This window comes from Cryobacterium arcticum (genome assembly GCF_001679725.1).
GTDB classification, from domain to species: domain Bacteria; phylum Actinomycetota; class Actinomycetes; order Actinomycetales; family Microbacteriaceae; genus Cryobacterium; species Cryobacterium arcticum_A.
Map to the genome: position 1 here is coordinate 2,482,294 of NZ_CP016282.1, position 24,603 is coordinate 2,506,896.

At 67.4% G+C, this 24,603-nt stretch carries 21 protein-coding genes; 10 read left to right on the plus strand and 11 right to left on the minus strand.

Annotated elements, in window-relative coordinates; translation table 11 throughout:
- Positions 1 to 22: 22 nt before the first annotated feature.
- Complete coding sequence (locus tag PA27867_RS11100) at positions 23 to 616, plus strand: carbonic anhydrase (protein WP_236900689.1); 594 nt, start codon at positions 23 to 25, stop codon at positions 614 to 616.
- An 81-nt stretch (positions 617 to 697) separates the two neighbouring features.
- On the opposite strand, the gene PA27867_RS11105 is transcribed toward PA27867_RS11100, so the two are convergent.
- The 3 genes from PA27867_RS11105 to PA27867_RS11115 are packed head-to-tail and all read right to left on the minus strand — an operon-like array spanning position 698 to position 3,756.
- Positions 698 to 1,084, minus strand: a complete 387-nt coding sequence (locus PA27867_RS11105) for a rhodanese-like domain-containing protein (RefSeq protein WP_066596340.1) — start codon at positions 1,082 to 1,084, stop codon at positions 698 to 700.
- 54 nt (positions 1,085 to 1,138) lie between these two features.
- The gene (locus tag PA27867_RS11110; RefSeq protein ID WP_066596343.1) at positions 1,139 to 2,512 is read right to left on the minus strand and encodes an NtaA/DmoA family FMN-dependent monooxygenase; all 1,374 of its coding nucleotides are present in this window, start codon (positions 2,510 to 2,512) and stop codon (positions 1,139 to 1,141) included.
- Positions 2,509 to 3,756 carry an LLM class flavin-dependent oxidoreductase gene (locus tag PA27867_RS11115; RefSeq protein WP_066596345.1) on the minus strand — a complete coding sequence of 416 codons (1,248 nt, stop codon included), beginning with the start codon at positions 3,754 to 3,756 and terminating at the stop codon, positions 2,509 to 2,511. The genes PA27867_RS11110 and PA27867_RS11115 overlap by 4 nt, the downstream gene beginning before the upstream one ends.
- A 191-nt stretch (positions 3,757 to 3,947) precedes the next feature.
- Between PA27867_RS11115 and PA27867_RS11120 the strand changes: the two genes are divergently transcribed.
- From PA27867_RS11120 to PA27867_RS11140, 5 genes are all read left to right on the plus strand, one after another.
- Positions 3,948 to 4,916, plus strand: coding sequence for an ABC transporter permease (locus PA27867_RS11120; protein ID WP_066596347.1), 969 nt, complete (start codon positions 3,948 to 3,950; stop codon positions 4,914 to 4,916).
- Positions 4,913 to 5,860: an ABC transporter permease gene (locus PA27867_RS11125; RefSeq protein WP_084021023.1), complete on the plus strand. Its 948-nt coding sequence runs from the start codon at positions 4,913 to 4,915 to the stop codon at positions 5,858 to 5,860. The genes PA27867_RS11120 and PA27867_RS11125 overlap by 4 nt, the downstream gene beginning before the upstream one ends.
- Entirely contained in the window at positions 5,857 to 7,596 is a 1,740-nt protein-coding gene (locus PA27867_RS11130; protein WP_066596350.1) for a dipeptide ABC transporter ATP-binding protein, read from the plus strand. Before PA27867_RS11125 ends, PA27867_RS11130 begins: the two co-directional genes overlap by 4 nt.
- Positions 7,597 to 7,653: 57 nt before the next feature.
- Positions 7,654 to 9,285, plus strand: a complete 1,632-nt coding sequence (locus PA27867_RS11135) for an ABC transporter substrate-binding protein (RefSeq protein WP_066596351.1) — start codon at positions 7,654 to 7,656, stop codon at positions 9,283 to 9,285.
- A gap of 105 nt (positions 9,286 to 9,390) precedes the next feature.
- Positions 9,391 to 10,812, plus strand: a complete 1,422-nt coding sequence (locus PA27867_RS11140; protein ID WP_084021025.1) for an MFS transporter — start codon at positions 9,391 to 9,393, stop codon at positions 10,810 to 10,812.
- Between the two features lie 135 nt (positions 10,813 to 10,947).
- Here PA27867_RS11140 and PA27867_RS11145 read toward each other — a convergent pair whose 3' ends face one another.
- The 6 genes from PA27867_RS11145 to PA27867_RS11170 all read right to left on the minus strand — a co-directional run bounded on the left by PA27867_RS11145 (position 10,948) and on the right by PA27867_RS11170 (position 17,369).
- Positions 10,948 to 12,096 (minus strand): LLM class flavin-dependent oxidoreductase, encoded by a 1,149-nt coding sequence (locus PA27867_RS11145; RefSeq protein ID WP_066596352.1) that lies wholly within the window; start codon positions 12,094 to 12,096, stop codon positions 10,948 to 10,950.
- 7 nt (positions 12,097 to 12,103) lie between these two features.
- Positions 12,104 to 12,970, minus strand: a complete 867-nt coding sequence (locus tag PA27867_RS11150) for a DUF1684 domain-containing protein (protein ID WP_066596353.1) — start codon at positions 12,968 to 12,970, stop codon at positions 12,104 to 12,106.
- A gap of 94 nt (positions 12,971 to 13,064) precedes the next feature.
- Positions 13,065 to 13,664, minus strand: a complete 600-nt coding sequence (locus PA27867_RS11155) for a GNAT family N-acetyltransferase (protein ID WP_066596355.1) — start codon at positions 13,662 to 13,664, stop codon at positions 13,065 to 13,067.
- Positions 13,661 to 14,665, minus strand: a complete 1,005-nt coding sequence (locus PA27867_RS11160; protein ID WP_066596357.1) for an ATP-grasp domain-containing protein — start codon at positions 14,663 to 14,665, stop codon at positions 13,661 to 13,663. The genes PA27867_RS11155 and PA27867_RS11160 overlap by 4 nt, the downstream gene beginning before the upstream one ends.
- A complete protein-coding gene (locus tag PA27867_RS11165) occupies positions 14,662 to 15,969 on the minus strand; it encodes a M20 family metallopeptidase (RefSeq protein ID WP_066596359.1) in 1,308 nt (435 codons plus the stop codon). The genes PA27867_RS11160 and PA27867_RS11165 overlap by 4 nt, the downstream gene beginning before the upstream one ends.
- Positions 15,969 to 17,369: an NtaA/DmoA family FMN-dependent monooxygenase gene (locus PA27867_RS11170; protein WP_066596361.1), complete on the minus strand. Its 1,401-nt coding sequence runs from the start codon at positions 17,367 to 17,369 to the stop codon at positions 15,969 to 15,971. Before PA27867_RS11170 ends, PA27867_RS11165 begins: the two co-directional genes overlap by 1 nt.
- A gap of 217 nt (positions 17,370 to 17,586) precedes the next feature.
- Here PA27867_RS11170 and PA27867_RS11175 point away from each other — a divergent pair, with 217 nt between their 5' ends.
- Both PA27867_RS11175 and PA27867_RS11180 read left to right on the plus strand, forming a co-directional pair.
- On the plus strand, positions 17,587 to 18,768 hold the full coding sequence (locus tag PA27867_RS11175) for a MalY/PatB family protein (RefSeq protein ID WP_066596362.1): 1,182 nt from the start codon (positions 17,587 to 17,589) through the stop codon (positions 18,766 to 18,768).
- Positions 18,765 to 20,111 (plus strand): O-acetylhomoserine aminocarboxypropyltransferase/cysteine synthase family protein, encoded by a 1,347-nt coding sequence (locus PA27867_RS11180; RefSeq protein ID WP_066596363.1) that lies wholly within the window; start codon positions 18,765 to 18,767, stop codon positions 20,109 to 20,111. The genes PA27867_RS11175 and PA27867_RS11180 overlap by 4 nt, the downstream gene beginning before the upstream one ends.
- 57 nt (positions 20,112 to 20,168) lie before the next feature.
- On the opposite strand, the gene PA27867_RS11185 is transcribed toward PA27867_RS11180, so the two are convergent.
- Both PA27867_RS11185 and PA27867_RS11190 read right to left on the minus strand, forming a co-directional pair.
- Positions 20,169 to 21,080, minus strand: coding sequence for a MetQ/NlpA family ABC transporter substrate-binding protein (locus PA27867_RS11185; RefSeq protein ID WP_084021029.1), 912 nt, complete (start codon positions 21,078 to 21,080; stop codon positions 20,169 to 20,171).
- Between the two features lie 257 nt (positions 21,081 to 21,337).
- Positions 21,338 to 22,279 (minus strand): LysR family transcriptional regulator, encoded by a 942-nt coding sequence (locus tag PA27867_RS11190; protein ID WP_066596368.1) that lies wholly within the window; start codon positions 22,277 to 22,279, stop codon positions 21,338 to 21,340.
- 123 nt (positions 22,280 to 22,402) lie between these two features.
- Between PA27867_RS11190 and PA27867_RS11195 the strand changes: the two genes are divergently transcribed.
- Positions 22,403 to 23,395, plus strand: coding sequence for a DUF1852 domain-containing protein (locus tag PA27867_RS11195; RefSeq protein ID WP_066599729.1), 993 nt, complete (start codon positions 22,403 to 22,405; stop codon positions 23,393 to 23,395).
- Between the two features lie 20 nt (positions 23,396 to 23,415).
- Complete coding sequence (locus PA27867_RS11200; protein WP_066599732.1) at positions 23,416 to 24,453, plus strand: methionine synthase; 1,038 nt, start codon at positions 23,416 to 23,418, stop codon at positions 24,451 to 24,453.
- Positions 24,454 to 24,603: the final 150 nt, after the last annotated feature.

Here is a 24,603-nt window from a genome sequence, read left to right on the forward strand (position 1 = left end):
CCCCCGGCTGGATAACCCGATTGTGAAGGACGTCCCCATGACAGTGCTTGAAGAAGTTCTCTCCGCCAACGGCGCCTACGCCGACACGTTCGGTGCCAAGTCCGAACTTGCACTCCCGCCGGCCCGGGGCTTCGCGATCCTCACTTGCATGGACGCGCGACTCGACCCGGCCAAATATGCCGGGCTGAGCGAAGGCGATGCCCACGTTATTCGCAATGCCGGCGGGCGCGCCTCGGACGACGCTATTCGCTCGTTGGTCATCTCTTACAAGCTGTTGGGCACCAAAGAGTGGTTCGTCATCCACCACACCAACTGCGGCATGGAGTTCTTCACCGACGAGGTGATCCGTGGTCTCCTGGCCAACAGCCTGGAGACCGCAGCGCTGGGCGAAGACGGGTTCTACGAAGTCGGGTCCGGCCCCGGCTCCGCAGAGGCGAAGAACATCGCGTGGTTGACGATCGCCGATCAGGCCTTGAGCGTGCTCGAGGACGTCGAGCGCATCAAGGCACACCCGCTCGTTCCGGCCGGCATCCCGGTGTACGGCTTCATCTACGACGTGGCGACCGGGCGACTCGTCGAGGTCCCGGCGGCCACGGCCGCCGGTGCGGTGCGCTGAGGTCGAGCCACCACCTCACGACAAGAGCCCGACCGGAGCGTGCGCTCCGGTCGGGCTTTTCGTATGCCTGACTTCGGTGGGTTACGACTCGGTTCCCGGCGTCACGGTCTGCCCGGCGGCCTTCCAGGCGTCGAAGCCGCCGTCCACGTGGGCAACAGCGGTGTGACCGTGCTCGACCAGCCAATCAGCGACGGGCTGTGAGCCGACCACACTGCCGCAGACCACCACGATGGGGTCTTCCTCGGAGTGCACCTGCGCGAGCCGTTCGGGCGAGTCCGCCCCGAACAACTCCGGCAGGCGTTCCCGGTCCACCACGATCGCGCCTGCGATTCCGCCGACCCGTTCTCGGGTGGGTTGGCTGCGCACATCGATGAGTACGGCGCCGTCCCGCACCCAGTCGGCTCCCTCCGCGGCGGTCACGAGCTTCGGCTCGGTCGTGTCAGTGGTGGTGTTGGTGATGTCGGTCATGCGGGTTCTCCAGGTTTGGTCGGGGTGAGGCGGGTATCGGCGGGTGGCTGCGGGTCAGACGGGCAGGCCGAGGGTTTGGCGCAGGGTCGCACCGGGCTCGTAGTCGGTGCGGTAAACGCCACGTTCCTGCAGCTCGGGGATCACGTGGTCGACGAACTCGTCGAGCCCGGTGGGATTGGTGCTGCCCACGATCACGAAGCCGTCGGAGGCGTCCTCCTGCACGTAGCGGTTGATGGTCTCCGCGACCTGCACTGGAGTGCCCACGAAGGTGTGCTTCGCAGCGAAGCGGATGACCAGATCGCGGATGCTGAGACCCTCGGCCTCGGCCAACTCACGCCAGCCCTTCGCGATGACGGCCGGGTCGGCGCCGTGTCTCACCCGGCCGCGGGTGACGCCCTCGTCGCTGGTGACCGGGTCGATGTCCGGGAGCGGACCGTCCGGATCGTAGCCGCCCAGGTCGGTACCCCAGACCTGTTCGAGGAATGCGATCGCGGTCTGCGGGCTCACCTGCAGCAGCGCAGTCTCGCGGGACCGTTCCCTGGCATCCGCTTCGGTGTCGCCGAGGATGAAGGTGGCCGCCGGCAGGATCTTGAGCGAATCCCGGTGGCGCCCGACGGCCGCCAGGCGGCCCTTCACATCGCTGTAGAACGCCTGGCCGTCTTCGAACCCCGAGTGCAACGAGAAGATCACCTCGGCGGTGCGCGAGGCGAAGTCACGGCCATCGGCGGAGTCGCCGGCCTGCACGATCACCGGGCTGCCCTGCGGGGACCGCGGAAGCGTGGCGAACCCGGTCACGTCGAACTGCGGGCCGTGGTGGTCGACGTGGCCGAGCGCGTCGGCGGCGAGGAACTCGCCGGTAGCCTTGTCGGCGGTGATCGCATCCGGGGCCCACGCATCCCAAAGTCGACGGGCGACCTCAACGAACTCCTCGGCCCTGGTGTACCGGTCGCCCCGGTCGAGGTAGGCGCCCCGGCGGAAGTTCTCGCCGTGGAAGGCGTCGGAGGTGGTCACGATGTTCCAGCCGGCCCGGCCCAGGCTGATCTGGTCGAGACTGGCCAGCTGCCGGGCGAGCTCGTAGGGCTCGTTGAACGTGGTGCTCAAGGTGCCGACCAGGCCGATGTGCTCGGTGACCGCGGCGATACCGGCCAGCACCGCGAGGGTGTTCGGACGGCCCACCACGTCGAGGTCGTGGATGAGTCCCTTGTGCTCGCGCAGCCGAAGGCCCTCTGCGAGGAAGAGGAAGTCGAACTTGCCGCGCTCGGCGTTCTGGGCGAAGTGCCGGAACGAAGAGAAGGCGATCTGACTGGCTTGGTTGCTGTCGCGCCAGACCGTGGTGTTGTTGACGCCGGGAAAGTGTGCGGCGAGGTGAACCTGCTTGATCGGGCGCTCGGTGCGGGTGGGTGCGGTGGTCGCGGAGGTGAGGGTCATGAGCGCGCGCTTCCGATCAGGTCGTTTGCAGTGGGTTGCGGTGTGGCGTATCTGTTCTCCGGCACGCCGAGGCCGAGCCGGGCGCGTAACGTCGCGGCGTCGGCGGGCCGGTCAAGCACCCCGGCGGCGGCGAGCAGGGGCACCACCTCCGTGCTGATCCGCACCAGGTCGGCGGGCAGCCTGGCCGGCCGCAGTCGCACCCCGTCGAGGCCTGCGGCCTGCCAGGCAAGCAGTTGCGCCGCGACATTCGCTGCGGTGTCGGCGAGGATCACGGTGTCCGAGGTGTACGTCGCCTTGTGCACGGCATCGAGGCGGGCGAGCACCGCCTGGGCCTCCTCCCGGCTGTCTTCGATGAGGACCACGGCCTCCGACCAGACCCGCAGCGGTTCGGGGGCGGTGCGGATGACGACTTTCGCTGCATCCGCTAGTTCACCGAGTATTCGGCCCAGGTGCGCATCGTCCTTTGGCGTGATGCCCACGATGTCAGCAGCCGCGGTGGCCAGCTCATACGGCACCTTCTGGTGCGCGAGGGCGAAGACCACCGGCTGGCCCTGCGGCGGGCGCGGCGTGATGGACGGCCCCTTCACAGTGAAGCTGTCGCCGGCGAAGTCGATGTAGTGCACCTTGTCCCGGTCGAGGAACCGGCCGGTCGGCACGTCTCGGATCACGGCGTGGTCTTCCCAGCTGTCCCAGAGCCGTCGGGCCACCTCCACGGTGTCGGCGGCCTCTCCGAAGAGCTCCTCGATCAGCGCTGTCTGAGCCGGGTCGGTGCCGGCAACGACCGCGGCGGGGTCGAGCGCAAGAAAACTACGACGACCGACGTGCGCGGCCTCGTGCGCCCGGCCGGACACCTGCACGCGCCAGCCGCCCCAGCCCTCGCTCACGTAGTCCAGGGTCGCGGTGGCCGTTCCCACATGGAACGGTTCGGTGTGCGTGGTCGTCACGGTGGGCACCAGGCCGATGCGCGTGGTGTGCGGGGCGATCGCGGTGGCCAGCAGCAGGGCGTCAAGGCGGCCGCGTACCTCGTCGCGGCGATCGTCCACGCCGCCGAATCCGGCGCTCTGCAGCCCGAAGGCGTCCTCGAAGGTCACCAGGTCGATGCCGGCTGACTCGGCGATCTGCACCAGGTCCACCCAGTAGGCAAGGTCAAAGAGCTCGTCGGGGCGCGCATCCGGTTCGCGCCAGGCGGCCGGGTGCCAGCCTGCCCCGTCGAGGGCGATGCCGAGGTGGAACCGTGCGGTCATGATGCTGTCCTTTCGAGTGCTTAGGGCGCTTGGGCTTCCCACGCTAGGCACGCCGCGGGGCCGGGCCGCTGCCGCCAGGTAACACGAGGTCACGAGCGCAATGCCGGGTAACAATGCCGACTCCGGATTGACCTCGCTGCCTAGCCTGTGTCCAGCCCACCTTCCGCTCCTTCACGAGAAAGTTGCCGACCTTGACCCGATACATCACACGCCGCCTGGCTCAGGCAGTCGGGGTGCTGTGGGCGGCCTACACCGTCTCGTTCCTCGTGCTCTACGCCCTGCCGGGCGACCCGGCCAAGCTGATCGCCGGACCCGACGCCACCGACATCACCCCGGCCCAATTGGATGCCCTGCGCGCCGAGTTCGGTCTCGACAAGCCGCTGATCGTGCAGTACTTCGACCGGCTGCTGAGCCTGGTGCGCGGCGAGCTGGGCCAGTCGCTGCCCACCGGCCGCCCGGTCTCCGAGCTGATCGGCGAGGCACTGCCGTCCACGATCCAAATCGCTGCTCTCGGCTTGTTGCTCGCGATCGTCTTCGGCGCCGGACTCGCAATTCTCGCCACTTTCAGCCGCAACCGGGCGCTCAGCCGCCTGCTGCTGGCGCTGCCCCCGCTGGGCGTGGCGATTCCGGGGTTCTGGTTCGCCCTGCTGCTCATCCAGTGGTTCTCCTTCGGCCTCCCGTTGTTCCCGGCCGTGGGTAACGTCGGCTTCGCCTCTACCGTGTTGCCGGCCATCACCCTGGCCCTGCCGACCGGCGCGACCATCGCACAACTGCTCTCTAAAAGCCTCGCCAATACGCTCCGGGAGCCGTATATCGACACCGTGCGAGCCAAGGGTGCCGGGCCCGCCCGGGTGCACTTCCGGCATGCATTGCGGAATGCGGCCCTCCCCGCTCTCACCGTGACCGGCCTCATCGTGGGCCAGCTCCTCTCGGGCACCGTCGTGGCCGAGACCGTGTTCTCCCGACCAGGCCTCGGCCGCGTGACGGCGACCGCTGTCGCCCAGCAGGACATCCCGTTGGTACAGGGCATCGTGCTTTTCGCCGCCGCGGTCTTCGTGGTCACCAACCTGCTCGTCGACCTCATCTACCCGATCCTCGACCCCCGAATCGTGATCGGCCGCCCGCGGGTGGCCCGCGTGCAGACCGGAGTGCCCGCATGACCCGCGCCGACGCCACCACCACCGACACTTTCGTCGCCACGGCCGGCAACAGGTTCGCGGATGCCGTCGCCAGCCGTCGGCGCGCGCCCGGCGGCTCCGCCCGCGGCACTGCCGGCCGCCTGGGCCGGCTGCTCCGGCGAATCCGCCGCCACCCCGGCACCGTGCTCGCCGTCGTCTGGCTTGCCCTGGTGCTGATTTCCACCGTGGCGCCGGGCCTGTTCACCGGCCAGGATCCGATCGACGGAGTACCGGCCGAGAAGCTCACCGGTCCGTCGACCGACCACTGGTTTGGCACCGACCAACTCGGCCGCGACCTTTTCACTCGCGTGGTCTACGGCAGTGCCCTCACCCTGCAGGCTGCGCTCATCGCGGTTGGTATCGGCCTGCTCCTCGGCTCGCTGCTCGGACTGCTGGCCGGATTCATCGGCCGGTGGGTGGATGACGTGATCATGCGCATCAGCGACGTGCTGCTCTCGATTCCCGCCCTGCTGCTCTCGCTGGCACTGATCACGGTGCTCGGTTTCGGCACCGTGAACGTCGCCATCGCCGTTGGCCTCGGCAGCGTGGCGGCGGTATCGCGCATCATGCGCTCCGAGGTGATCCGGGTGCGAAACGCGGTGTACGTGGAGGCGGCCCTCGCCTCGGGTAACCGCTGGACGCGGGTGCTGTTCCGGCATGTGCTGCCGAACTCGGCCGGTCCGGTGATGGTGCTCGCCGCATTGGAGTTCGGCACGGCGATCCTTGCGATCTCGGCGCTGAGCTTCCTCGGCTACGGTGCCCAACCTCCCGCGCCGGAGTGGGGCTCGTTGGTTTCGACCGGCCGCAACTTCCTCACCACCGCCTGGTGGCTCACCACCCTGCCCGGCATCGTGATCGCCCTCACCGTGCTGGCCGCCAACGCGATCTCCCGGGCGCTCGACTCCGACGAAAGGCGCAGCAGATGAGCCACTCCCTTCCCTCTCCCCATCCGGAAGTCCCGGTGCTCGACATCGAGAGCCTCGCCGTTCAGTACCGCACCGCTGCCGGCACCGTCGATGCCGTGCGAGACGTGAGTCTCCGCATCGAACGCGGCGAGCGCGTCGCGATCGTCGGCGAGTCAGGCTCGGGAAAGTCCACCACGGCTCACGCGATCGTTCAGCTGCTCGCACGGCAGGCGCAGATCGTGCGCGGCAGCATCCGGTTCAACGGAACGGAACTGGTCGGTGCCGACCAGAAGGACCTGCGCGCCGTGCGTGGGCACCGTATCGGCCTGGTGCCGCAGGACCCGACGGTGTCACTGAACCCGGTGAAGCGAATCGGCACCCAGGTGGCCGAGGTACTGATCATCCACGGCCTCGCCGACCGCAAGACCGCCGAGACGGCCGCCGTCGAAGCGCTCCGCCGGGCCGGCCTGCCCGAACCCGAACTGCGCGCGGCCCAGTACCCGCACGAGCTCTCTGGCGGCATGCGTCAGCGGGTGCTGATCGCGATCGCGATCATCGGCGGCCCGGACCTGATCATCGCCGACGAACCCACCAGCGCCCTCGACGTGACCGTTCAGCGTCAGATCCTCGACCACATCGACGAGCTCGCCGCCGAGACCGGCATGAGTGTGCTGCTGATCACGCACGACCTCGGCATTGCCGCCGACCGGGCCGACCGCATCGTGGTGATGAGCGAGGGTGTCGTGGTGGAACAGGGCACCCCGGCCGAGGTTCTCGGTGCACCCCGTCACCCGTATACGCAGGCATTGATCGCCGCGGCGCCCAGCCTGAACGCGGCCGGCGACGTGGACCGTGAGCTCCAGCCGCTCGCCGAGGACATCCGGGCCCGCGTCTTCGGCGGCGCGCCCGGCGACCCGTTCACGGTGCGCGACCGGCCCGCAGCGGCCAGCGGTTTCGACGAGCACGCCGGCGACGTGCTCGTCCTGAACGACCTGGTCAAGGACTTCCCTGGTCCCCGCGGGGCAGCCGCCAACCGTGCGGTGGACCGGGTGAGCTTCACAGTGCCCCGCGGGCAGACCTTTGCCCTGGTCGGCGAGTCCGGGTCGGGTAAGACCACCACCGCGCGCCTGGCCCTGCGCCTCGACGACGCCACCAGCGGTCAGGTGCTCTTCGACGGCCGCGACATCACCACCTCCCGCGGCCGGGACCTGCGCGAACTGCGCCGGCGCATCCAGCTGGTGCACCAGAACCCGTACGCATCACTGAATCCGCGCCTGACCATCGGCCAGATCATCACCGACCCGCTGACCGCACACGGGTTGGGCAGCGGGGCCGAACGCCGGACCCGCGCCGCCGAGCTCGTGGACGTCGTCGCACTGCCGGCCACGGTACTGGGCCGCCGCCCAGCGGAGCTCTCCGGCGGGCAGCGCCAACGGGTGGCGATCGCCCGGGCCCTGGCCGTGAACCCGGAACTGCTGGTGCTCGACGAACCGGTCTCGGCGCTCGACGTCTCCATCCAGGCCCAGATCCTCGGCTTGCTCGCGAGTCTGCAGCAGTCGTTGGGCCTGAGCTACCTCTTTATCTCCCACGACCTCGCCGTGGTGCGCCAGATCGCCCACCGAGTCGGCGTCATGCGTCTCGGCGAACTCGTCGAGGTCGGCGATGTGGCACAGGTATTCCGGTCTCCGCGGCACGAGTACACCCGTGCACTGCTCGACGCGATCCCTGGCCGGCGTACGCCGCTGGCCACCTCCTAACCTGTCCGACCCAACGTTCCACAGCACCCACACCCAACCCAACCCAGGAGTACTTCCATGACCAGCAAAAACTGGGGGCGAACCGCCCTTCTCGGCACAGCGTTCGCCCTCACCATCGTCCTCAGCGCCTGCTCGGCGTCCAGCACAGCATCCGACCCCGCCGCGGGCACGGATGCCGACCCGGTGGTGGGCGGCGACCTCACCTTCGCCATCGCCAACGACCCCATCTCGCTCAACCCCTCCGGCACTGGAGCGGGCAACGACACCTGGTACGTCACCCGCCAGCTGGTCGACTCACTGCTGTATCAGAACCCCGACACCAACGAACTTGAGCCGTGGCTCGCCACCAGCTGGGAGGCCAACGCCGACGCCACCGTCTTCACCTTCACACTCCGCGACGACGTCACCTTCTCCGACGGCACCCCGTTCACCGCCGCCGACGTGAAAGCCACCTTCGACGACATCATCGCCGCAGGCCCCAAGAGTCAGGCCGTGAGCTCCTTCGTGGGATACCAGGCCACCACCGTGATCGACGAGCATACCGTCGAGGTGTCCTTCAGCAGCCCGAATGCCGCCTTCCCCAACTCCACCTCGTCGGTACCGCTCGGCATCGTCGGCGCCGCCACCCTCGCCGTGCCCTACGACGACAGGGCCTCCGGTGACGCCGTTGTCGGCACCGGGCCGTTCCTACTCGGCAACTACACCAAAGACGTGGAGACCGTGCTCGAGCGCCGCGACGGCTACGCGTGGAGTCCTGCCTCCCGCGGGCTCGACGGTGAGGCCTACCTCGACAGCGTCACCTTCCAGGTGGTGCCGGAACCCGCCGTGCGTACCGGCAGCCTCACCTCCGGGCAGGTCGATGTGATCGGCGGCGTGCAGCCGGTCGATGTGGACACCCTCACCGCGAGCAGCTTTCCCTTGGTCAGCCGCGGCAATCCCGGCGTCAGCTTCGGCGAGTACTTCAACCTGTCCCGGCCGATCGTCTCCGACATCGCCGTGCGCGAGGCCATCGCCCGAGCCACCAACGCCGCCGAGATCCGCGACACCTCGCTGAACGACGAGTTCAACGTGGGCACCAGCATCCTCGCTGCCACCACGCCCGGGTACGCCGACGAATCGTCGTACTTCGAGTTCGACCCCGACGAATCAGCCAAGTTGCTCGACGGTGCCGGCTGGGAACTCGGTGCCGATGGCATCCGGGAAAAGGATGGCACCCGACTCTCCCTGGTGGTGAACTGGATCACCAACTTCGGACCGAACCAGACCTCGCTCGAGCTGCTGCAACAGCAGCTCAAGGACGTGGGCATCAAGCTCACCCTGCAGGGCGGTGACGTACCGTCATTCCTCGAGAAGCAGACCAGCGGGGACTTCGACATCTCCTGGCAGAACCTCTCCCGCGCCGACGGCGACGTGCTGCGCACCACCTTCTCCAGCGCGGCGGCCAACACCCTGCGTGTCGACGACCCCACCCTTGAGGCTCTGCTGCAGGAGCAGCTGGCTACCGGCGATCAGTCCGCGCGCGCCACCGTGCTCGCCGATGCGCAGGAGCGGATCGCCTCGCAGTACTACCAGATCCCGGTGCACGAGCTCACCTCGATCCTGGGCACCCAGCCCACGGTGAACGGTGTGACGCTGGGCGCGGACTCCCGCCTCGAGCAGCTCACTGGAGCCTGGAAGAGCGCCAGCTAGCACCCCGCCCCTAGCAAGAGCGGCCGTGTGGTGGCCTCGGCCCAGCCGAGGCAGCCATACGGCCGCTTTTGCGTTGCCATTCTCGCCATCACGAACGGAGAGTCCATGACGACGGATACCCACACCCGCAACCAACGACGGCGGCGGCTCGCCCTGCTGTGCTGCCTCGGCGCCGGCTTCGGCACCCTGGTGGATGCCTCCGTGATCACGTACACGGTGCCCTACCTGGGCTCAGAGCTGCAGGCCGAGACCAACGGGGTGCAGTGGTTCCTGGCCGCGTACTCGCTGAGCTTCGGGCTGGGGCTCGTGCCCGGCGGACGGCTCGGCGACGCCTACGGGCGCCGGGGCCTGTTCCTGCTGGGCTTGGCCGTGTTCGTGCTCGGCGCCGTCGCCTCAGGCTTCGCACCGACGATCTGGATCGCCGTCGCCGGCCAGCTGGTGCAGGGCGTCGGCGCGGGCCTGATCAGCGCCCAGGTTCTCGGCATCATCCAGGACGAGTTCGCCGGGACCGGCCGGGTACGGGCCCTGGCGCTGTACTCGATGGCCGGGGCCGCCGCGGCGATCCTCGGGCCAGTGGCCAGCGGAATCGTGCTGACCGCACTGCCGGACGCTCTGGCCTGGAGGGCCGTCGTGCTGCTGAGCGTTCCACCGGTTCTGGTCACCGTCATCCTGGCGGTGTTCCTGCGGCCCGCGGAGCAGAGCAGGGCTCGCCGGCCCGACCTGGACCTGCCCGGCATCGCCCTGCTGGCGGCCATCGTGGTGCTCGTCACGCTGCCCGTGATCGACCCGGGAGTCACGGGCGGCGTCCTCGTCGCCGTTGTGGCCGCGGTACTGCTCCTCCTGGCCACGCTTGTGCTGTGGGAACGCCGCTACGCCGGCACCGGCAAGACACCGCTGTTCGTGCCCGCCCTGATGCGTTCCAACGGTTTCGTCGCCGGCAACATCGTCGCGTTGCTCTGGTTCGGTGCCGTCGTCGCGCACATCGGCATCGTCACGATCTTCCTACTGCAGGGCCAGAGCCTCTCGCCGCTGCTCGTCGCCGCGGTACTGGTGCCGAGCGCGGTCGCGCGACTGGCCGCCTCCGCCTTCAGCTCCCGGTTGTTCGCCCGGCTCGGACCGGCGAGCGTGACGATCGGTCTGGCCGTGCAGGTGGTGGCCCTTGCGGTGCTCTGCCTGGCCACGGTCTGGCTCTCCGGCCCGACACTGTTGACGGTGATCGTGGTGACAGAGATCGCCGCCGGGCTCACCGCCGGCCTGGTGGAACCGCCGCTGCGCGCGATCACCCTGGGCTTCGCAGCGCATGCGGTCCGGGGCGTCGCCGCCTCATTCCTGCAGCTCACCCAGCGTCTCTCGGCCACGTTCTGCGTGGCCCTGGCGACCGGGCTCCTCCTGGGCACGGCCGGCGCGCGGCCAACAGAGGTGGGCCTGCGCTCCGGTCTGCTGGTATGTCTGAGCTTGCTCATCGTGGCCACCATCGTGAGCCGGCTCTGGCTGGAGCCGACCCACCGGCCACGGGCGCCACGTTAGCCGGCTCCATGGCGACTCTTCCGCCAAGAGCGGGCAACGCGCCGTTTCGCGGGTAGCACGCCACCCGCGAAACGGCGCAGCACGCGCGAACCTCGCGCGGGCCCTCGACCGGGCGAGCCGACCGGCCGGCGAGGGTCAGGCGGGGGTGCCCGCGTGCAGCCGGGGACGCGAGGTCGCCGAAACCGCTCCCGCCGCATCCGTCACCTGGGCGCCGGCGAAGGCCGGCCGGGCGCCGTAGGGGTCGTCCTCGCCCCACAGTGTGGTGGGAGCCTCACGGCGCACCGTGGGGATCACTTCGGTGGCGAACCGTTCGAGGATCTCCAGCTGCTGTTCGAACGGCACCGTGGTGGGCAGGCTGATCGACTGGAGGTCGTGCCGGAACAGCTGGTGGTACGAGAGGATCTTGTCGATCACCTGCTGCGGACTGCCCACCAGCGCAGGTCCCTCCGCGACGGCGTGGTCGATATCGCGGAACGGGGTGTTGTTCCCCGGAACATGCGTCGCGGCGACGATGGCCTCATAGACCGGGCCGTACTGCTCCTTGGCCTGCTGGGTGGTATCGGCGATGAAGGTACTGCCGGACCCGGAGCCCACGTAGGCGAACCGAAGGTCGTGCCCGTGCCGTGCGTACTCGTCGCGGTAGTGCTCGATCAGCACCGAGTAGTTCTGCCGGGGCTGGATGGCGTTGGCGGTGAAGAGCGGGTCGCCCCACTTGGCGGCGAGCGCCGCGGAGGCCAGCGTGGTCGCCGAACCGTGCCACACCCGCGGGGCGCCGGCGTACGGGCGGGGCAGGGTGGTGATGTCGTTCACGGGCGGCCGGAACTCACCCGACCAGGTCACCCCAGTCTCCCGCCACAGCCGGTGCAGCAGCTCGTACTTCTCAGCCACGAGTTCCCACTGGTCTTCCACGTGCAGACCGAAGAGCGGGAAGTGCTTGGCCTCGTTGCCCTTGCCGATGGTTAGCTCCAACCGTCCGCGGGAGATCTGGTCGATGGTGGCGTAGTCTTCGGCCACCCGGATCGGGTCGAGCAGCGAGAGCACCGTCACGCCCGACTGCAGTCGGATGCGTGAGGTCGTGGCCGCGATCGCGCCGAGCAGCACCGTCGGCGCGGACGATAGGAACCGGCCGGCGTGCCGCTCCCCCACCGAGTAGGCGTCGAAGCCGAGTTCCTCGGCCCGGCGGGCCACCTGGATGGTCTGCGCGAACCGGTCGCTGGGCGACACGATCCGTCCGGTAACCGGGTTGGTGAGGTACGGAATGATGTCGAGGACCTGGAACTTCACGGCCGGATCAGAGCTCCACGGTGATGCGGTCCAGCGGCGTCTTCTCGCCCGCCTCGATGCCGATCGGCAACCGGTTTTCTGCCGGCGGTAGCGGGCAGGTGGCGTAGTCGGTGTAGGCACAGGGCAGGTTCACGGCCCGGTTGAAGTCGATGCTGGTGACGCCGGATGCGTCCGGCGCAGCGACGGACACCGTGCGGTTGGCTGCGTAGGTGGTGATGCCGCTCGTGGCGTCGGTGAACAGCACCAGGAAGCTGCCCGGCACGTAGCCGTTGAAAACCGTGAGCCGGAAAGTCTCACCGCGCAACTCGAACTCGATCTCGCCGGGCGCCTCATACACGTGCTGAAGGCCCTCGACGGAGGCTCCCACGGTCACCTCACGCGGCGTCTCGAACGGCAGGTATCGCGCGTCAACGACCCAGCGCGGGTTCGGCAGGTAGGTAGGAGTGCCCTGGTACGCCGCCCGGAAGGCGGTGTCGGGATGCCTGGGACGCACCACGATGTGGCCACCGCGCTTGGCGACTTCGATCACGGCGTTACCGGCGATGGCGTTCAAGCCCGCTCGTTCGGCGATCGGCCCGAAGGCGTGGCGTCCGGTGAGCGGCCCGGCGTCGAGACCGAGCTCCTCTCCCTCTGCCAGGTCGACGACAGGCCCGGCAGCGGTGGCCGACCAGGCGCCGGGCGCATCCTCGAATCGCTGCGGCTCCTCCGTGAGGAAGTGCAGTCCGGTGATGGCCAGGAAGCCGTGCTCGGATGCGCGCTGTTTCTCGTGCCCGGCGTGCCAGGCCTCCCAGTCGCTGCCGAAGGCGGCCCGGTCGGTGGCCGCGGAATCCGTCGCTGGCGTGATCCTGGGGTTGCGTGTCGTCTCTGTGCTCATGACAGCACGCTACGGTCGGCACAAACACAGACAGCTGCGGATGTGCCCTTCAGCGTCACACACGCAACACACCGTAACGATGCTTGCGTTCTGGCTACACGGTAGGCAGCGGGTGCAGCGCGAAACTGTACACAAAGGGCGCAATCTCATCGGGTGTCCCCGGGCCGCCGAGACCATCGGGAGTGCGGTCGTAGTGACGCTGGAATCCGACCCGTTCGTAGAGCCGCTGGGCCGGGAGGTTCAGCGAGCCGGTGTCCAGAACCACGGCATCGACGCCCCACCGGGTGGCCTCATCCAGGGCGGCGCGAACGAGGGTCTCGCCGATGCCGCGTCCCCGGGCTCCTGGGTCTACGGCAATCAGTCGCAACTCGGCCTCGCCGGCTTGCGCCAGCCGGCTACCGGCCTCGCCGGCGCGCAGCAGGCTGGCGGTACCGAGCAGCGACACCCCGGGGACGTCGGCACCGCGCTGATCGGGACTGCCTACGTCGGAACTGCCCTCGTCGACAGCCACCAGCAGGGCTCCCGCCGCCGCCCGGCCGGCGGAGTCCCGCACCAGTGCGGTGCGGGCCGCCGAAACCGGGAAATGCCCGTACGGACCGTTGCGGAAGCCGAGTTCGACGAGGTCGGCCACCCGGTCGAACTCATGTGGAGCGGCCGCTCGCACGAGCACTGCCCCCACGACCGGCCCGCTCATGCGCCGGCGACGGCGGGTACCGCCGGGTATGCCTCGGCGAGCAGACCCGCCAGGTAGGCCACGATCGCGCCGGGTCCGCTCTCCGGGGCAGCCGCCTCGATCTGTGCGTTGTAGTTGGTGTTGGTGTTCACGTCGTAGGTCACCAGGCGGCCGTCGGCGGTTTCGATGAACTCGATTCCGGCGATCTCGATGCCCTCCGCGCGGAGGAACGCCCGGTACCGGTCGATGATCGGGTGCTTCTCAAAGCCCTCGCGCAGGGCGAAGATCTGCTGCCCGGCCTCGGGCAGGATGGTGGCGCCGGGCGGCATCAGCAGCGCGCCGGTGCTCGGGTCGATGGCGCAGGCATCCGCAGGGCAGAGCTGGTAGCCGCCGCGGGCGGTATCGGCGGTGATCGCGTAGACGAACTCGTCGCCCACGATCTCCACCCGGGTCACCTGGGGCGTCGCCGCCACCACGAACTCCTGCAACAGCGAGATACCGTCCTCCGGCTCCTCGTACAGGCCGGCGTCGATGGCCGCGGCCAGCTCGGCGGCGCTGTCGAACTTCTGCACGCCCAGGCCCTTGCCGCCCTGATTGTGCTTGGTGATGAACGGGGTCGCGAAGTCCTGCGCGGCCTCGACGAGCAGGTGGGTGCCGACAACCACACGGGTGCGCGGCACGTCGAAGCCCTGCGCGCGCAGCCGGGTGAGCTGGTCGACCTTGCTCATCTCGAGCTCGATGGTGCGCCGGCCGTTCACGGTGCGGGCGCCGTAAGCGTCCAGCCAGTTGAGCACGCTGCGGGTGTAGTCCTTCGACAGGCCGTGCCCGCGGGTGTGGGCGGATGCGCTGATACGCGACCAGAAGATCCCCGCCGGCGGTGCCTCGTCCAGGTCGAGCACCCCGTCCACGAGCAGCCATTCCCGATACGGCACCCCGGCCGCCTCGAACGCTGCCTGGAACGGACCGAACCAGTCCGGGTTCTCGTGCAGGACATGGATCATCGGGAATTCACGCGGACTCATGAGAAATAGCCTTCCACATCGAGCACTCCTCCGGCAGCGGCGAAGTCGGCCGCGACCGCCCTGCGCAGGTCTTCGTCGAACAGGAAATCGGCCGCGGTGAGCGCCAAACCGTCGGCACCGTCTCGCACGGCCAGGTCGCCGTCGGGCCCCTGGGCGTAGTCGGCGAACTCCAGCGTGTGCAGTGAAATTCTCGGCGGGCTCACCCGGATGACCGGATGGATGGCGGGCACCCGCGCGGAGACATTGCCGAAGTCGGTGGATGCGGCGAGCTCGCTGGGCACGACGGCCGTGGTGAGCACGGTGCGACCGAGCTCGGCCTGGCGCACCGCCCAGCGCGCGGTCAACGGCTGGTTGAACCGGATCGGCAGCGAGTATGGCGACGGATCCCAGAGCACCTCGACGGTGGTACCGGTGGACAGGGCGCTGCCCCGGGCGATGTCCTCCACCCGTTCGCTGAGATCTTTGAGGGTCTCCACCGCCGGCGAGCGCAGGTAGTACTCGAGCTCGGCGAACGCAGGCACGATGTTGGGCCGGTCCCCACCTGCCAGCACCACCCCGTGGATACGATCCCCCGGGGGAAGGTGCTGGCGCAAGAACCCGACGGCCTGGTAATTCAGGGCCACCGCGTCGAGAGCATTGCGGCCCATGAACGGACTCGCCGAGGCGTGCGCGGCCACCCCGGTGTAACGCACTCGCACGATCCGACGGCCGATGAACGGGTGGTCTGCAGCGTCGTACCCGAAGGGGTGCACCATGATCGCCGCATCCACCAGGTCGAACGCACCAGCCCTGGCGAGCAGTTCCTTGCCGTTGCCGCCCTCCTCGGCCGGGGTGCCGAGCAGCACCACCCGGCCGGGCAACTGATCGGCCACCGTCGCCAACGCCAAGAAGGCGCCGACCGCCGCGGCGGCGATGATGTTGTGTCCACAGCCGTGGCCGATGCCCGGCAGAGCGTCGTACTCGGCGAGGATCGCCACCGTGGGCCCCGCTGGGTCCCCGATCTCGGCTTCGAACGCGGTGGGTAGCCCGTAGGCGCCGCCTCGGGATTCGATGCCGTGCGCGCTCAGCAGACGACGGATGTCGGCGACGCTCTCCGTCTCCCGGAAGGCTTCCTCCGCATGATCGAAGATGCTCCGGGACAACGCCACAAGTTCGGGCCCCAGCTGTGCGAGTGTGGCGCGTATCGTCGTGGACACATCGGCGGGTGCGCCGGCGTGCGCTGACCGGATGGGGAGGGCGAGGGCGGCCTTGCGCTTCGTCTCGGCGGCCGAGGCGTCGAGGTAGTGATGGTTGGGCGTCGACATCAGCGGCGCCCGGGAAGTGAGGCCCCGAGGTGGCCGCGTAGCGTGCTGGCCGCGTAGTTCCCTCGCACCAGGCCACGGCGGGCAAGCTCGGGCACGACCAACCGCGTGAACGATTCGAATTGCTCGTGCAGAAACGCGCTGAGGATGCCGAATCCGTCCACAGCGCCGGCCCGGAACCAGCGTTCCATATGATCGGCGATGTCCGCCGGCGACCCCACCACGAGTGGCGATCGCACGAGGTGCGCCACAAGCAGGTGCCGATACGTGACCGGCCGGTCCCCACCGACACGGCGTCCGGACCGGTCGGCGACCACGTCGAGGAGGCGGTGCCCGGTGTTGTTGAATCGTGCGGCGGTCGGCGCCGTCACCACGTCGTCGATGCTGCGGTCGGCCAGCGGCAGGCCCACGAGCTGACGCAGGCTCTGCGCACTCCTGTTCGCCGGTAGGTCCAGCTTCGCGGCCCTGTCACTGCCGTCGTCGACCTGAAAGAGTTCCACCAGCGTGTCGTACACCTCGTACGCCTCGGCCCGGGTCTCCCCCACCACGGGCAGAAGTGGGGCGATGATCGACAACGATTCGGACGGACGACCTAACGCTCCGACGCGCAGTTTGGTCTCCGCGTACAGGTTTCTGGCTTCGTCGAGCGTGGCGGAAGCGGCGAGGTAGATGTCGGCGAACTCCGCCGCGAACTCCAGCGCCCGGCGAGAGGTGCCCGCGTGCATCAGGGGCACATGGCCCTGAACCGGTCGCTGCACGTTGAGAGGCCCCGCCACGGCATAGGATCGGCCGACATGGTCGAGTGCCGTGACCCGTGACCGGTCGATCAACGCCCCGGATTCGGTGTCGTGCACAAACGCGCTGTCGTCCCATCCGTCCCACAGCCCGCGCAGGACCTGCACGTATTCATCCGCTACTTCAAAACGGTCGAACTCCGGCGAATAGCCGGCCTTGCCGAAGTTGGCCGCACCACGCGCATCCGTGCCCACAGTGAGGTTCAGCCCGAACCTGCCGTGGCTGAGCCGGTCGATGGAGGCTGCAGACCTGGCTGTGGCATATGGCTCGGAATGCGCGACGTTCACAGTGCCCACTATCCCGATCCGCCGAGTCGACGCGGCTAGATAGGACGCAGTGCTGAGTGAGTCCGCTCGAGACAGCAGGTGCGGGTCGGAGAATTCCAAGTCGATGTCGGCGGAGAGCCAGTCGCCCAGAAAAAGGAAGTCAAATCCTGACTTCTCGGCGGCCTTGGCCACCCGTTTGAGAGCCTCGGCGTCCTTGGCCGGATCCTTGTGCGCGCCTGGATACCGCCAGCCGGACGGAAAGGCACCGAGAGTGCGCACCATGGCGCTGAGGACAAGGTGGTCACTGTGCTCGGGTGCGTTGAGGGATGTCCGAGTCTTCATGCCTTGACGGTAAGCGGGACTGCCGACCGTTCCCAGCCGATGCGCAACAATCTGCCTCCCGGTGACACACAACGTAAAGAAAGACCTGATGGGCATGCGTGAGCGCAGTCGGACGGCCGAAAAATGTCGCTGTGCGTCGTCTGGGTTTCGCCCACTTCACTCGGCCTAACTAGGGTCTTGGAAAGCGGCCAGCCCCCACCAGCACGGGAGAACCCAGATGACCACCTCACGTTTCGACGAGATCACGCTTGAGTCGCTCTCGCGCTCGAGCAGTAGAAAATGGAGCCTGCACCCCGGCACCATCGGCGCCTGGGTGGCGGAGATGGACTTCGGTACGTCTCCAGCCATCACCGCTGCGCTCCGCCAGGCGGTGGCTGCCGGTGACCTCGGCTACCTCGCCCCCACCACCACCCGGCTGATGGCGGAGGCAACGGCCGAATGGCTCCGCCGAGACTCCGGCTGGGAGGTTCCGTGGCAGAACATCCACCCGGTGTCCGATGTCATGGCGGCCTTCGACGTGACGGTGCGCAGGTTCTCGCCGGACGGCAGCGGGGTCATCATCCCCACTCCCTCGTATATGCCCTTCCTCAGCTTCACGCCCACCCTCGGTCGGGAAATCCACGAGGTGCCGGGCATCACAGTGGACGGTCGGTGGCGTCACGACCTTGCCGGCATCGACGCGGCCTTCCACGCCGGCGCACGCACGCTCGTGCTCTGCAACCCGCACAATCCCACCGGAACGGCCCTCAACCGGTCGGAGCTCGAAGACATCGCCGAGATCGTGGAACGCCACAACGGACGCGTCTTCGCGGACGAGATCCACTCGCCCCTGCGCTACGGCGACACGCGGCACATCCCCTATGCGTCGATCTCGCCGGAGACCGCCCGGCACACCATCACGGCAACGTCCGCGTCGAAGGCCTGGAACCTGCCGGGGCTGAAGACCGCCCAGTTCATCACCACCAACCAGGCCGACGAGGAGATCTATCAGGTCTATGGTTTCTCGGTTGTGCACGGCGCCTCCACCTTGGGGGTTATTGCAGCGACCGCGGCCTACGCAGAGAGCGACCGATGGCTGGCCGAGGTCATCCACTACCTCGACGGCACCCGCGCGCTGCTCGGCGACCTGCTGGCCGAGCACCTGCCCGAGGTGGGATACACGGCGCCGGACGCCACCTACATTGCTTGGCTGGACTGTTCCAGGCTCGGCATTGAGGGTTCCATTGCCGATTTCTTCCGCACCGAAGCGGGAGTGACCCTGACCGACGGATCGCTCTGTGGGCGAGGCTACGCCGGACACGCCAGGCTGATCTTCGCCATGCCGCGCCCGATCCTCACACAGGCAGTGCTGCAGATGGCAGCGGCCGTGCACCGACTGAAAGCGACCATGCCCTCATGACCGACACCTGTCCACCTCTCTCCGAAAACCCGGCCGTTACCCCTGACGCCCTCGGTCCCGAATACGACTGGGCCGGCTACGCCTTCGACACCCGACAGGTCCACGCCGGAGAATACGACGACCGCACCAGCGGAGCGCGCATTCCCCCCATCAATATGACCGCCGGCTACCGATTCAACTCCTTCCAGGATGCCCGCGCCCGCTTCGCCGGCGAGGCCGACGGCCTCATCTATTCCCGGCAGCGAAACCCCTCCGGCAACGTGGCCGAGCGCCGGATCGCGTCCCTCGAAGGCGGCACCGAGGCCATTGTGGTCGCCTCGGGCCAGGCAGCCATCACGGCAGCCCTTCTCTCCATCGCCCAGCACGGCGACCACATAGTCTCCACAGCAAGCATCTACAGCGGCACCCGGATCCTCTTCGGCCGCAGCTTCGCCAGGTTCGGGGTCACCGTCGACTACGTCTGGGACGAATTCGATGATGACGAATGGGACCGCGTCATCCAACCGAACACCAAGGCCATCTTCAGCGAGACGATCCCCAACCCCAAGAACGACATCGTCGACATCGGCCGGGTGGCCGCAGTCGCCAAGCGGCACGGCATCCCGTTCGTGGTGGACAACACGATTGCGTCACCGTTCCTGATCCGGCCGTTCGAACATGGCGCGGATGTGGTCGTGCACTCGTCGACCAAGTTCCTCAGCGGCCATGGCGCCGCGATTTCTGGAACCATCGTGGACGGCGGCAGCTTCGACTGGGCGGCCGCCGACCGGCCGTACCCGCTGATCACCCAGTCGACCGGCGGCCTGCCGTCAATCGCTGAGAAGTTCGGTCAGACGGCGTACGCGCGGGCCACCCGGGAGGCCGTCGTCAACGACATCGGCCCGGCCCTGTCACCGTTCAACTCATTCCTGCTGCACCAAGGCATCGAAACGCTGTCCCTGCGAATGGAGCGGCACCTGTCGAACTCACTGACCATCGCCGGGTGGCTCGCCGGTCATGCGCGCGTAGAGAGCGTGGATTATGCGGGCCTGCCCGGCAACCCCGCCTACGAACTCGCTCAAACGCTCTACGTCGGGCGCAGCGGATCCGTGTTCTCCTTCACGGTGCGGGGCGGCGAGGCGGGTGCCGGGAGGTTCCTCGACCGGCTGCGGGTGATCAGCCACATGACGAACATCGGCGACACCCGGTCGATGGCGCTGCACCCTGCGACGTCCACCCACACGTCGTTCTCCCAAGACCTGCGCGACAGGCTCGGAATCACCCCGGGGCTTATCCGAATCTCCGTGGGCATCGAGGACGTCAACGACCTCATCGCTGACCTCGACGCTGCGCTGGGTGTCTAGCCAACGCCAAAGCCGGTCGGAACGCCCGAGGGCATACCGACCGGCCTGCGATTGCGGCTACTTCTGCGCGGCCGTGTCCTTCTCGACCGTGGCCAGTGTGGACTGGAGGTCGGCCGGCGAGGTCGTCGCAAGCTCTGCGGATCCGCCGGAGACCTCGAGGACTCCGTCAGTGACGGCCTTCGTGTTCTGGAAGATCTCGACGAGCTTGGCGTAGGTCTTGTTGTCCTTGTCCTCGGCCCGCACCGCGAACACGTTCACGTACGGCAAGGCGGATTCGTCCGAGGGGTCATCCTTGGTGAGGGCATCCTCGAACTTGAGCCCGGCCTTCTCGACGAAGTCGTTGTTGATGATCGCCGCGGCCACGTCCGGTAGCGACGTCGGGGTGAGAGAAGCCTCGAGTGCCGTGACGGTGACCTTCGACTTCTCGGTGTCTATGTCGTCCAGGGTGGTGAAGATAGAGCCGCCGTCCTTGAGCACGACCAGGTCGGCGCTCTCGAGCACCAGCAACGCGCGGGCCAAGTTGCTCGCATCATTTGGGATCGCGACGGTGTCACCCTTCTTCAGGTCATCGATGCTAGTCACCTTGGTGGAGTAGAGGCCGAGCGGGTAGATCGCCGTCGCGCCGATGGGCGTGAGGTCTTCGCCACTCGAGACGTTGTAGTCGGCCAGATAGACCAGGTGCTGGAACTGGTTGATGTCGATGTCGCCGTTGGTCAGCGCCGGGTTGGGCTGGTTGTACTCGGCGAAGTCCACGACCTCCACAGTGATGCCCTCGGCGGCTGCGGCCTCCGTGTAGTCGGCCCAGTACGGATCACTCGCGCCGACGACACCGATCTTCACGGTCGCGTCAGCGGCATCGCCGTCGTCAGTGGCGCTACCAGCACTACCGGCGCAACCGGCGAGCAGCGTCAGGCTTGCGCCCACGGCCAGCGTGGCCAAAAAGGATTTTCTGAGTGTGTTCTTCTTCACGTGAGGTTCTCCGCATTTCGATCGCTGTGTGCATCCGCCCGGTGCAGGCGGCTTGTGATGCGCCAGATACCGTCGTCTCAATCCCGAACGGCGCAATGAATCAGCGCATTCGGCGATTGTGCTGTCGACGGCGCCGGCACGGTCTTACGGTAACTCCAGCGCACTCGAGCACGGCTCTGCCCAGTCACAGAACGTCACAGATTCCGGGTGGCTAGCTGCCTCACCGTGCCGCCACGACGCCCCGGGGGGCCGCATCCCTAGCCCAGTAGCGCCACGCCGAAACCGGCGACCACAGCCCGCACCTCAGCGAGGTATCGCTGTGCTTGTTCGGTGAGGGGAATCGCGGAATGGCCGATCCAGCCGATCTCGATGCGTTCGTCAACGTCGAGTGGGACGGAGACAATCTCCGGGTCGAGGTCGTCGCTGATGATGCCCGTCGAGATCGTGTAGCCGTCGAGCCCGATCATGAGGTTGAAGATCGTCGCCCGGTCGGAGACGCGGATCTCCCGCTTGCTCGACAACGTGGAAAGGATTTCCTCGGCGAGGTAGAACGAGTTGTTGGCCCCCTGGTCGAAGGTGAGCCTCGGCAGGTCGGCGAGATCAGCGAGGGTCACGCGGCCTCGGGACGCGAGTGGGTTCTTCCGGGAGATGAAGATGTGCGGCTCGGCGACGAAGAGCGGGCGGAATGCGAGCCCGGAGTCCCGGAGCAGTTTGTCGATGACGTTCCGGTTGAAGTCGTTGCGGTAGAGGATGCCCAGCTCGCTGCGGAGCGTGCGCACATCCTCGATGATGTCCCACGTGCGAGTCTCACGCAGCGAGAACTCGTATTCGGCCCCCTCGGTGCCTTTGACCATCCGGACGAACGCATCGACCGCGAACGAGTAGTGCTGCGTCGACACACCGAGCAGACGCCGCGACGGCGGCCGGCCGAGGTAGCGCTGTTCGAGCAGCGCTACCTGCTCGACGACCTGCCTGGCGTACCCGAGGAACTCCGCACCATCGGTGGTGAGCGTGATCCCGCGAGCGGAGCGGACAAGGAGGGCGCGGCCCACCCGGGTCTCGAGGTCTTTCATCGCTACGGACATGGTCGGCTGGGCGACATAGAGCATGTCGGCTGCCGCGGTGATCGACCCCTCCGCGGCGACCTCGATGAAGTAGTGGAGCTGCTGCAGCGTAATGCCGCTCGAACGCCTGGTCATAGCGAGAGTCTATAGAAACTCATAGTGGCCGCGAATTACTCTATGACCCAATGGCACCCGCACGATGGATGCACTGACTTCCGCAAGGCCATCCAGGCCGATCAGCTACCGGATTGGCCGCTCATGGCGAACGAATTCACGTTCAGCATCACCACCACCCGCTTTGACGAGGACTACGCGCCGTCGAGCAGTTCCCGAGCCACCACGAACTTCGCCAATCTGGCCCGGGGCGAGCACCGTCAGCAGAACCTGCGGAACGCCCTGACCATGATCGACCGCCGGTTCAACGACCTCGCGCATTGGGACAACCCGACACGGGACCGCTATACCGTCGAACTCGACATCGTCTCCGTCGAGGTGCAGTTCGCCGCGGCAGGAGAGGATCAGCGCTTCCCGCTGCTTGAGATCCTCGACATCCAGGTTGTCGACCTGCGCACCGCCGAACGTCGCCACGGTATTGCGGGGAACAACTTCTCGTCCTATCTACGTGACTTCGACTTCAGCGTGCTGCTCCCGGCGGTCAACAAGGACGCGACGACATTCACTGTCCCCGACGATTTCGGCAATCTGCACGGCCTGCTCTTCCAACATTTCCTCGACTCCGCCGCGTACCAGGAACGTTTCCCGGCGGCGCCCGTGATCTGCGTCAGTGTGTCGACGACCAAGACCTATCGTCGCACCGAGAACTTCCACCCGGTCCTCGGCGTCGAGTATCGGCAGGAGGAGTTCTCGCTGACCGACGAGTACTTCGGACGGATGGGATTGACGGTCCGATACTTCATGCCGATCGGCGCTGTCGCGCCGCTCGCGTTCTACTTCCGCGGCGACCTGCTCAATGACTACTCCAACCTGCAACTGATCGGCACGATCAGCACGATGGAGACGTTCCAGAAGATCTATCGACCGGAGCTCTACAACGCGAACTCGGCCGCCGCGAGCGTCTACCGACCGAGCCTGGAGCACCAGGACTATTCGCGGACACAGATCGCCTACGATCGCGTCGAGCGCAATGAGCTCGCGCTCAAGCAGGGAAAGTACACGGAGGAACACTTCGTGACGCCGCACAGGGCAGTGCTGGAACACTGGGCCGCCAACCACCCCACTCCGGTCCGATGACCGGCGGAGAATCGATGATCGTGAACGCTGTCCTCCCCACCTCAATCGTCGGCAGCCTGCCGAAGCCGTCCTGGCTCGCCGAGCCGGAAACCCTCTGGTCTCCGTGGAAAATGCAGGGTGCTGCGCTGGTCGAGGGCAAGCAGGATGCCCTGCGCATCGCAGTCCAGGAGCAGCGCCAACACGGCATGGACATCGTCAGCGACGGAGAGCAGTCCCGCCAGCACTTTGTCACAACGTTCATCGAGCATCTCACCGGGGTTGATTTCGAGCAGCGCGAGACCGTTCGAATCCGCAATCGATATGACGCGAGCGTGCCGACCGTCGTGGGTGCCGTGAGCCGCGAAAGGCCCGTATTCGTGGAGGACGCCAAGTTCCTCCGCCGGCAGACCGATCAGCCGATCAAGTGGGCGCTCCCCGGCCCGATGACGATGATCGATACGCTCTACGACCGCCACTACAAGAGCCGAGAGAAGTTGGCCTGGGAGTTCGCGAAGATCCTCAACCAGGAGGCGAAGGAACTCGAGGCGGCGGGGGTCGACATCATCCAGTTCGACGAGCCCGCATTCAACGTCTTCCACGACGAGGTTCAGGACTGGGGGGTAGCCACGCTGGAAAGGGCGACGGAAGGCCTGCGCGCGGAAACAGCGGTGCACATCTGTTACGGCTATGGGATCAAGGCCAACACCGACTGGAAGGCGACGCTCGGGCCGGAATGGCGCCAGTATGAAAAATCGTTCCCGCTCTTGCAACAATCCACCATCGACATCGTTTCGCTGGAGTGCCATCACTCCCGCGTGCCGATGGACCTCATCGAGCTCATCCGTGGCAAGAAGGTCATGCTCGGGGCCATCGACGTGGCGAGCGAGACGATCGAGACCCCCCAGGAGGTCGCCGACACCCTCCGGAAGGCACTCACCTTCGTCGATCCGGACAAGCTCCTCCCGAGCACGAACTGCGGCATGGCGCCACTGCCCAGGAAGGTCGCAGTCGAGAAGATGAGCGCGCTGGCTGCGGGTGCGGACATCATTCGTGAGGAGCTCGCTGCCGCACGGGCCTAAAAACAGGAAACGTCCACCCTGCGTTGAGAAGGCCATCGTCTCTTGCGGACCGCCCAGCACGGCGCAATCAAGCGCCCGTGAATCCCTGGCGCGGATTTCCCGGGCGTCCGTAAGTCCATGGGCGCCTCTGGTTGCTCCCGGAGCAGGGAG

Excerpts from the sequence above, each read along its gene's own strand:
- PA27867_RS11135 (WP_066596351.1), top strand. The coding sequence starts at position 7,654 with ATGACCAGCAAAAACTGGGGGCGAACCGCCCTTCTCGGCACAGCGTTC.
- PA27867_RS11105 (WP_066596340.1), bottom strand. The coding sequence starts at position 1,084 with ATGACCGACATCACCAACACCACCACTGACACGACCGAGCCGAAGCTC.
- PA27867_RS11175 (WP_066596362.1), top strand. The coding sequence starts at position 17,587 with ATGACCACCTCACGTTTCGACGAGATCACGCTTGAGTCGCTCTCGCGC.
- PA27867_RS11150 (WP_066596353.1), bottom strand. The coding sequence starts at position 12,970 with ATGAGCACAGAGACGACACGCAACCCCAGGATCACGCCAGCGACGGAT.
- PA27867_RS11165 (WP_066596359.1), bottom strand. The coding sequence starts at position 15,969 with ATGTCGACGCCCAACCATCACTACCTCGACGCCTCGGCCGCCGAGACG.
- PA27867_RS11155 (WP_066596355.1), bottom strand. The coding sequence starts at position 13,664 with ATGAGCGGGCCGGTCGTGGGGGCAGTGCTCGTGCGAGCGGCCGCTCCA.
- PA27867_RS11160 (WP_066596357.1), bottom strand. The coding sequence starts at position 14,665 with ATGAGTCCGCGTGAATTCCCGATGATCCATGTCCTGCACGAGAACCCG.
- PA27867_RS11115 (WP_066596345.1), bottom strand. The coding sequence starts at position 3,756 with ATGACCGCACGGTTCCACCTCGGCATCGCCCTCGACGGGGCAGGCTGG.
- PA27867_RS11130 (WP_066596350.1), top strand. The coding sequence starts at position 5,857 with ATGAGCCACTCCCTTCCCTCTCCCCATCCGGAAGTCCCGGTGCTCGAC.
- PA27867_RS11170 (WP_066596361.1), bottom strand. The coding sequence starts at position 17,369 with ATGAAGACTCGGACATCCCTCAACGCACCCGAGCACAGTGACCACCTT.
- PA27867_RS11195 (WP_066599729.1), top strand. The coding sequence starts at position 22,403 with ATGGCGAACGAATTCACGTTCAGCATCACCACCACCCGCTTTGACGAG.
- PA27867_RS11180 (WP_066596363.1), top strand. The coding sequence starts at position 18,765 with ATGACCGACACCTGTCCACCTCTCTCCGAAAACCCGGCCGTTACCCCT.
- PA27867_RS11140 (WP_084021025.1), top strand. The coding sequence starts at position 9,391 with ATGACGACGGATACCCACACCCGCAACCAACGACGGCGGCGGCTCGCC.
- PA27867_RS11125 (WP_084021023.1), top strand. The coding sequence starts at position 4,913 with ATGACCCGCGCCGACGCCACCACCACCGACACTTTCGTCGCCACGGCC.
- PA27867_RS11190 (WP_066596368.1), bottom strand. The coding sequence starts at position 22,279 with ATGACCAGGCGTTCGAGCGGCATTACGCTGCAGCAGCTCCACTACTTC.
- PA27867_RS11110 (WP_066596343.1), bottom strand. The coding sequence starts at position 2,512 with ATGACCCTCACCTCCGCGACCACCGCACCCACCCGCACCGAGCGCCCG.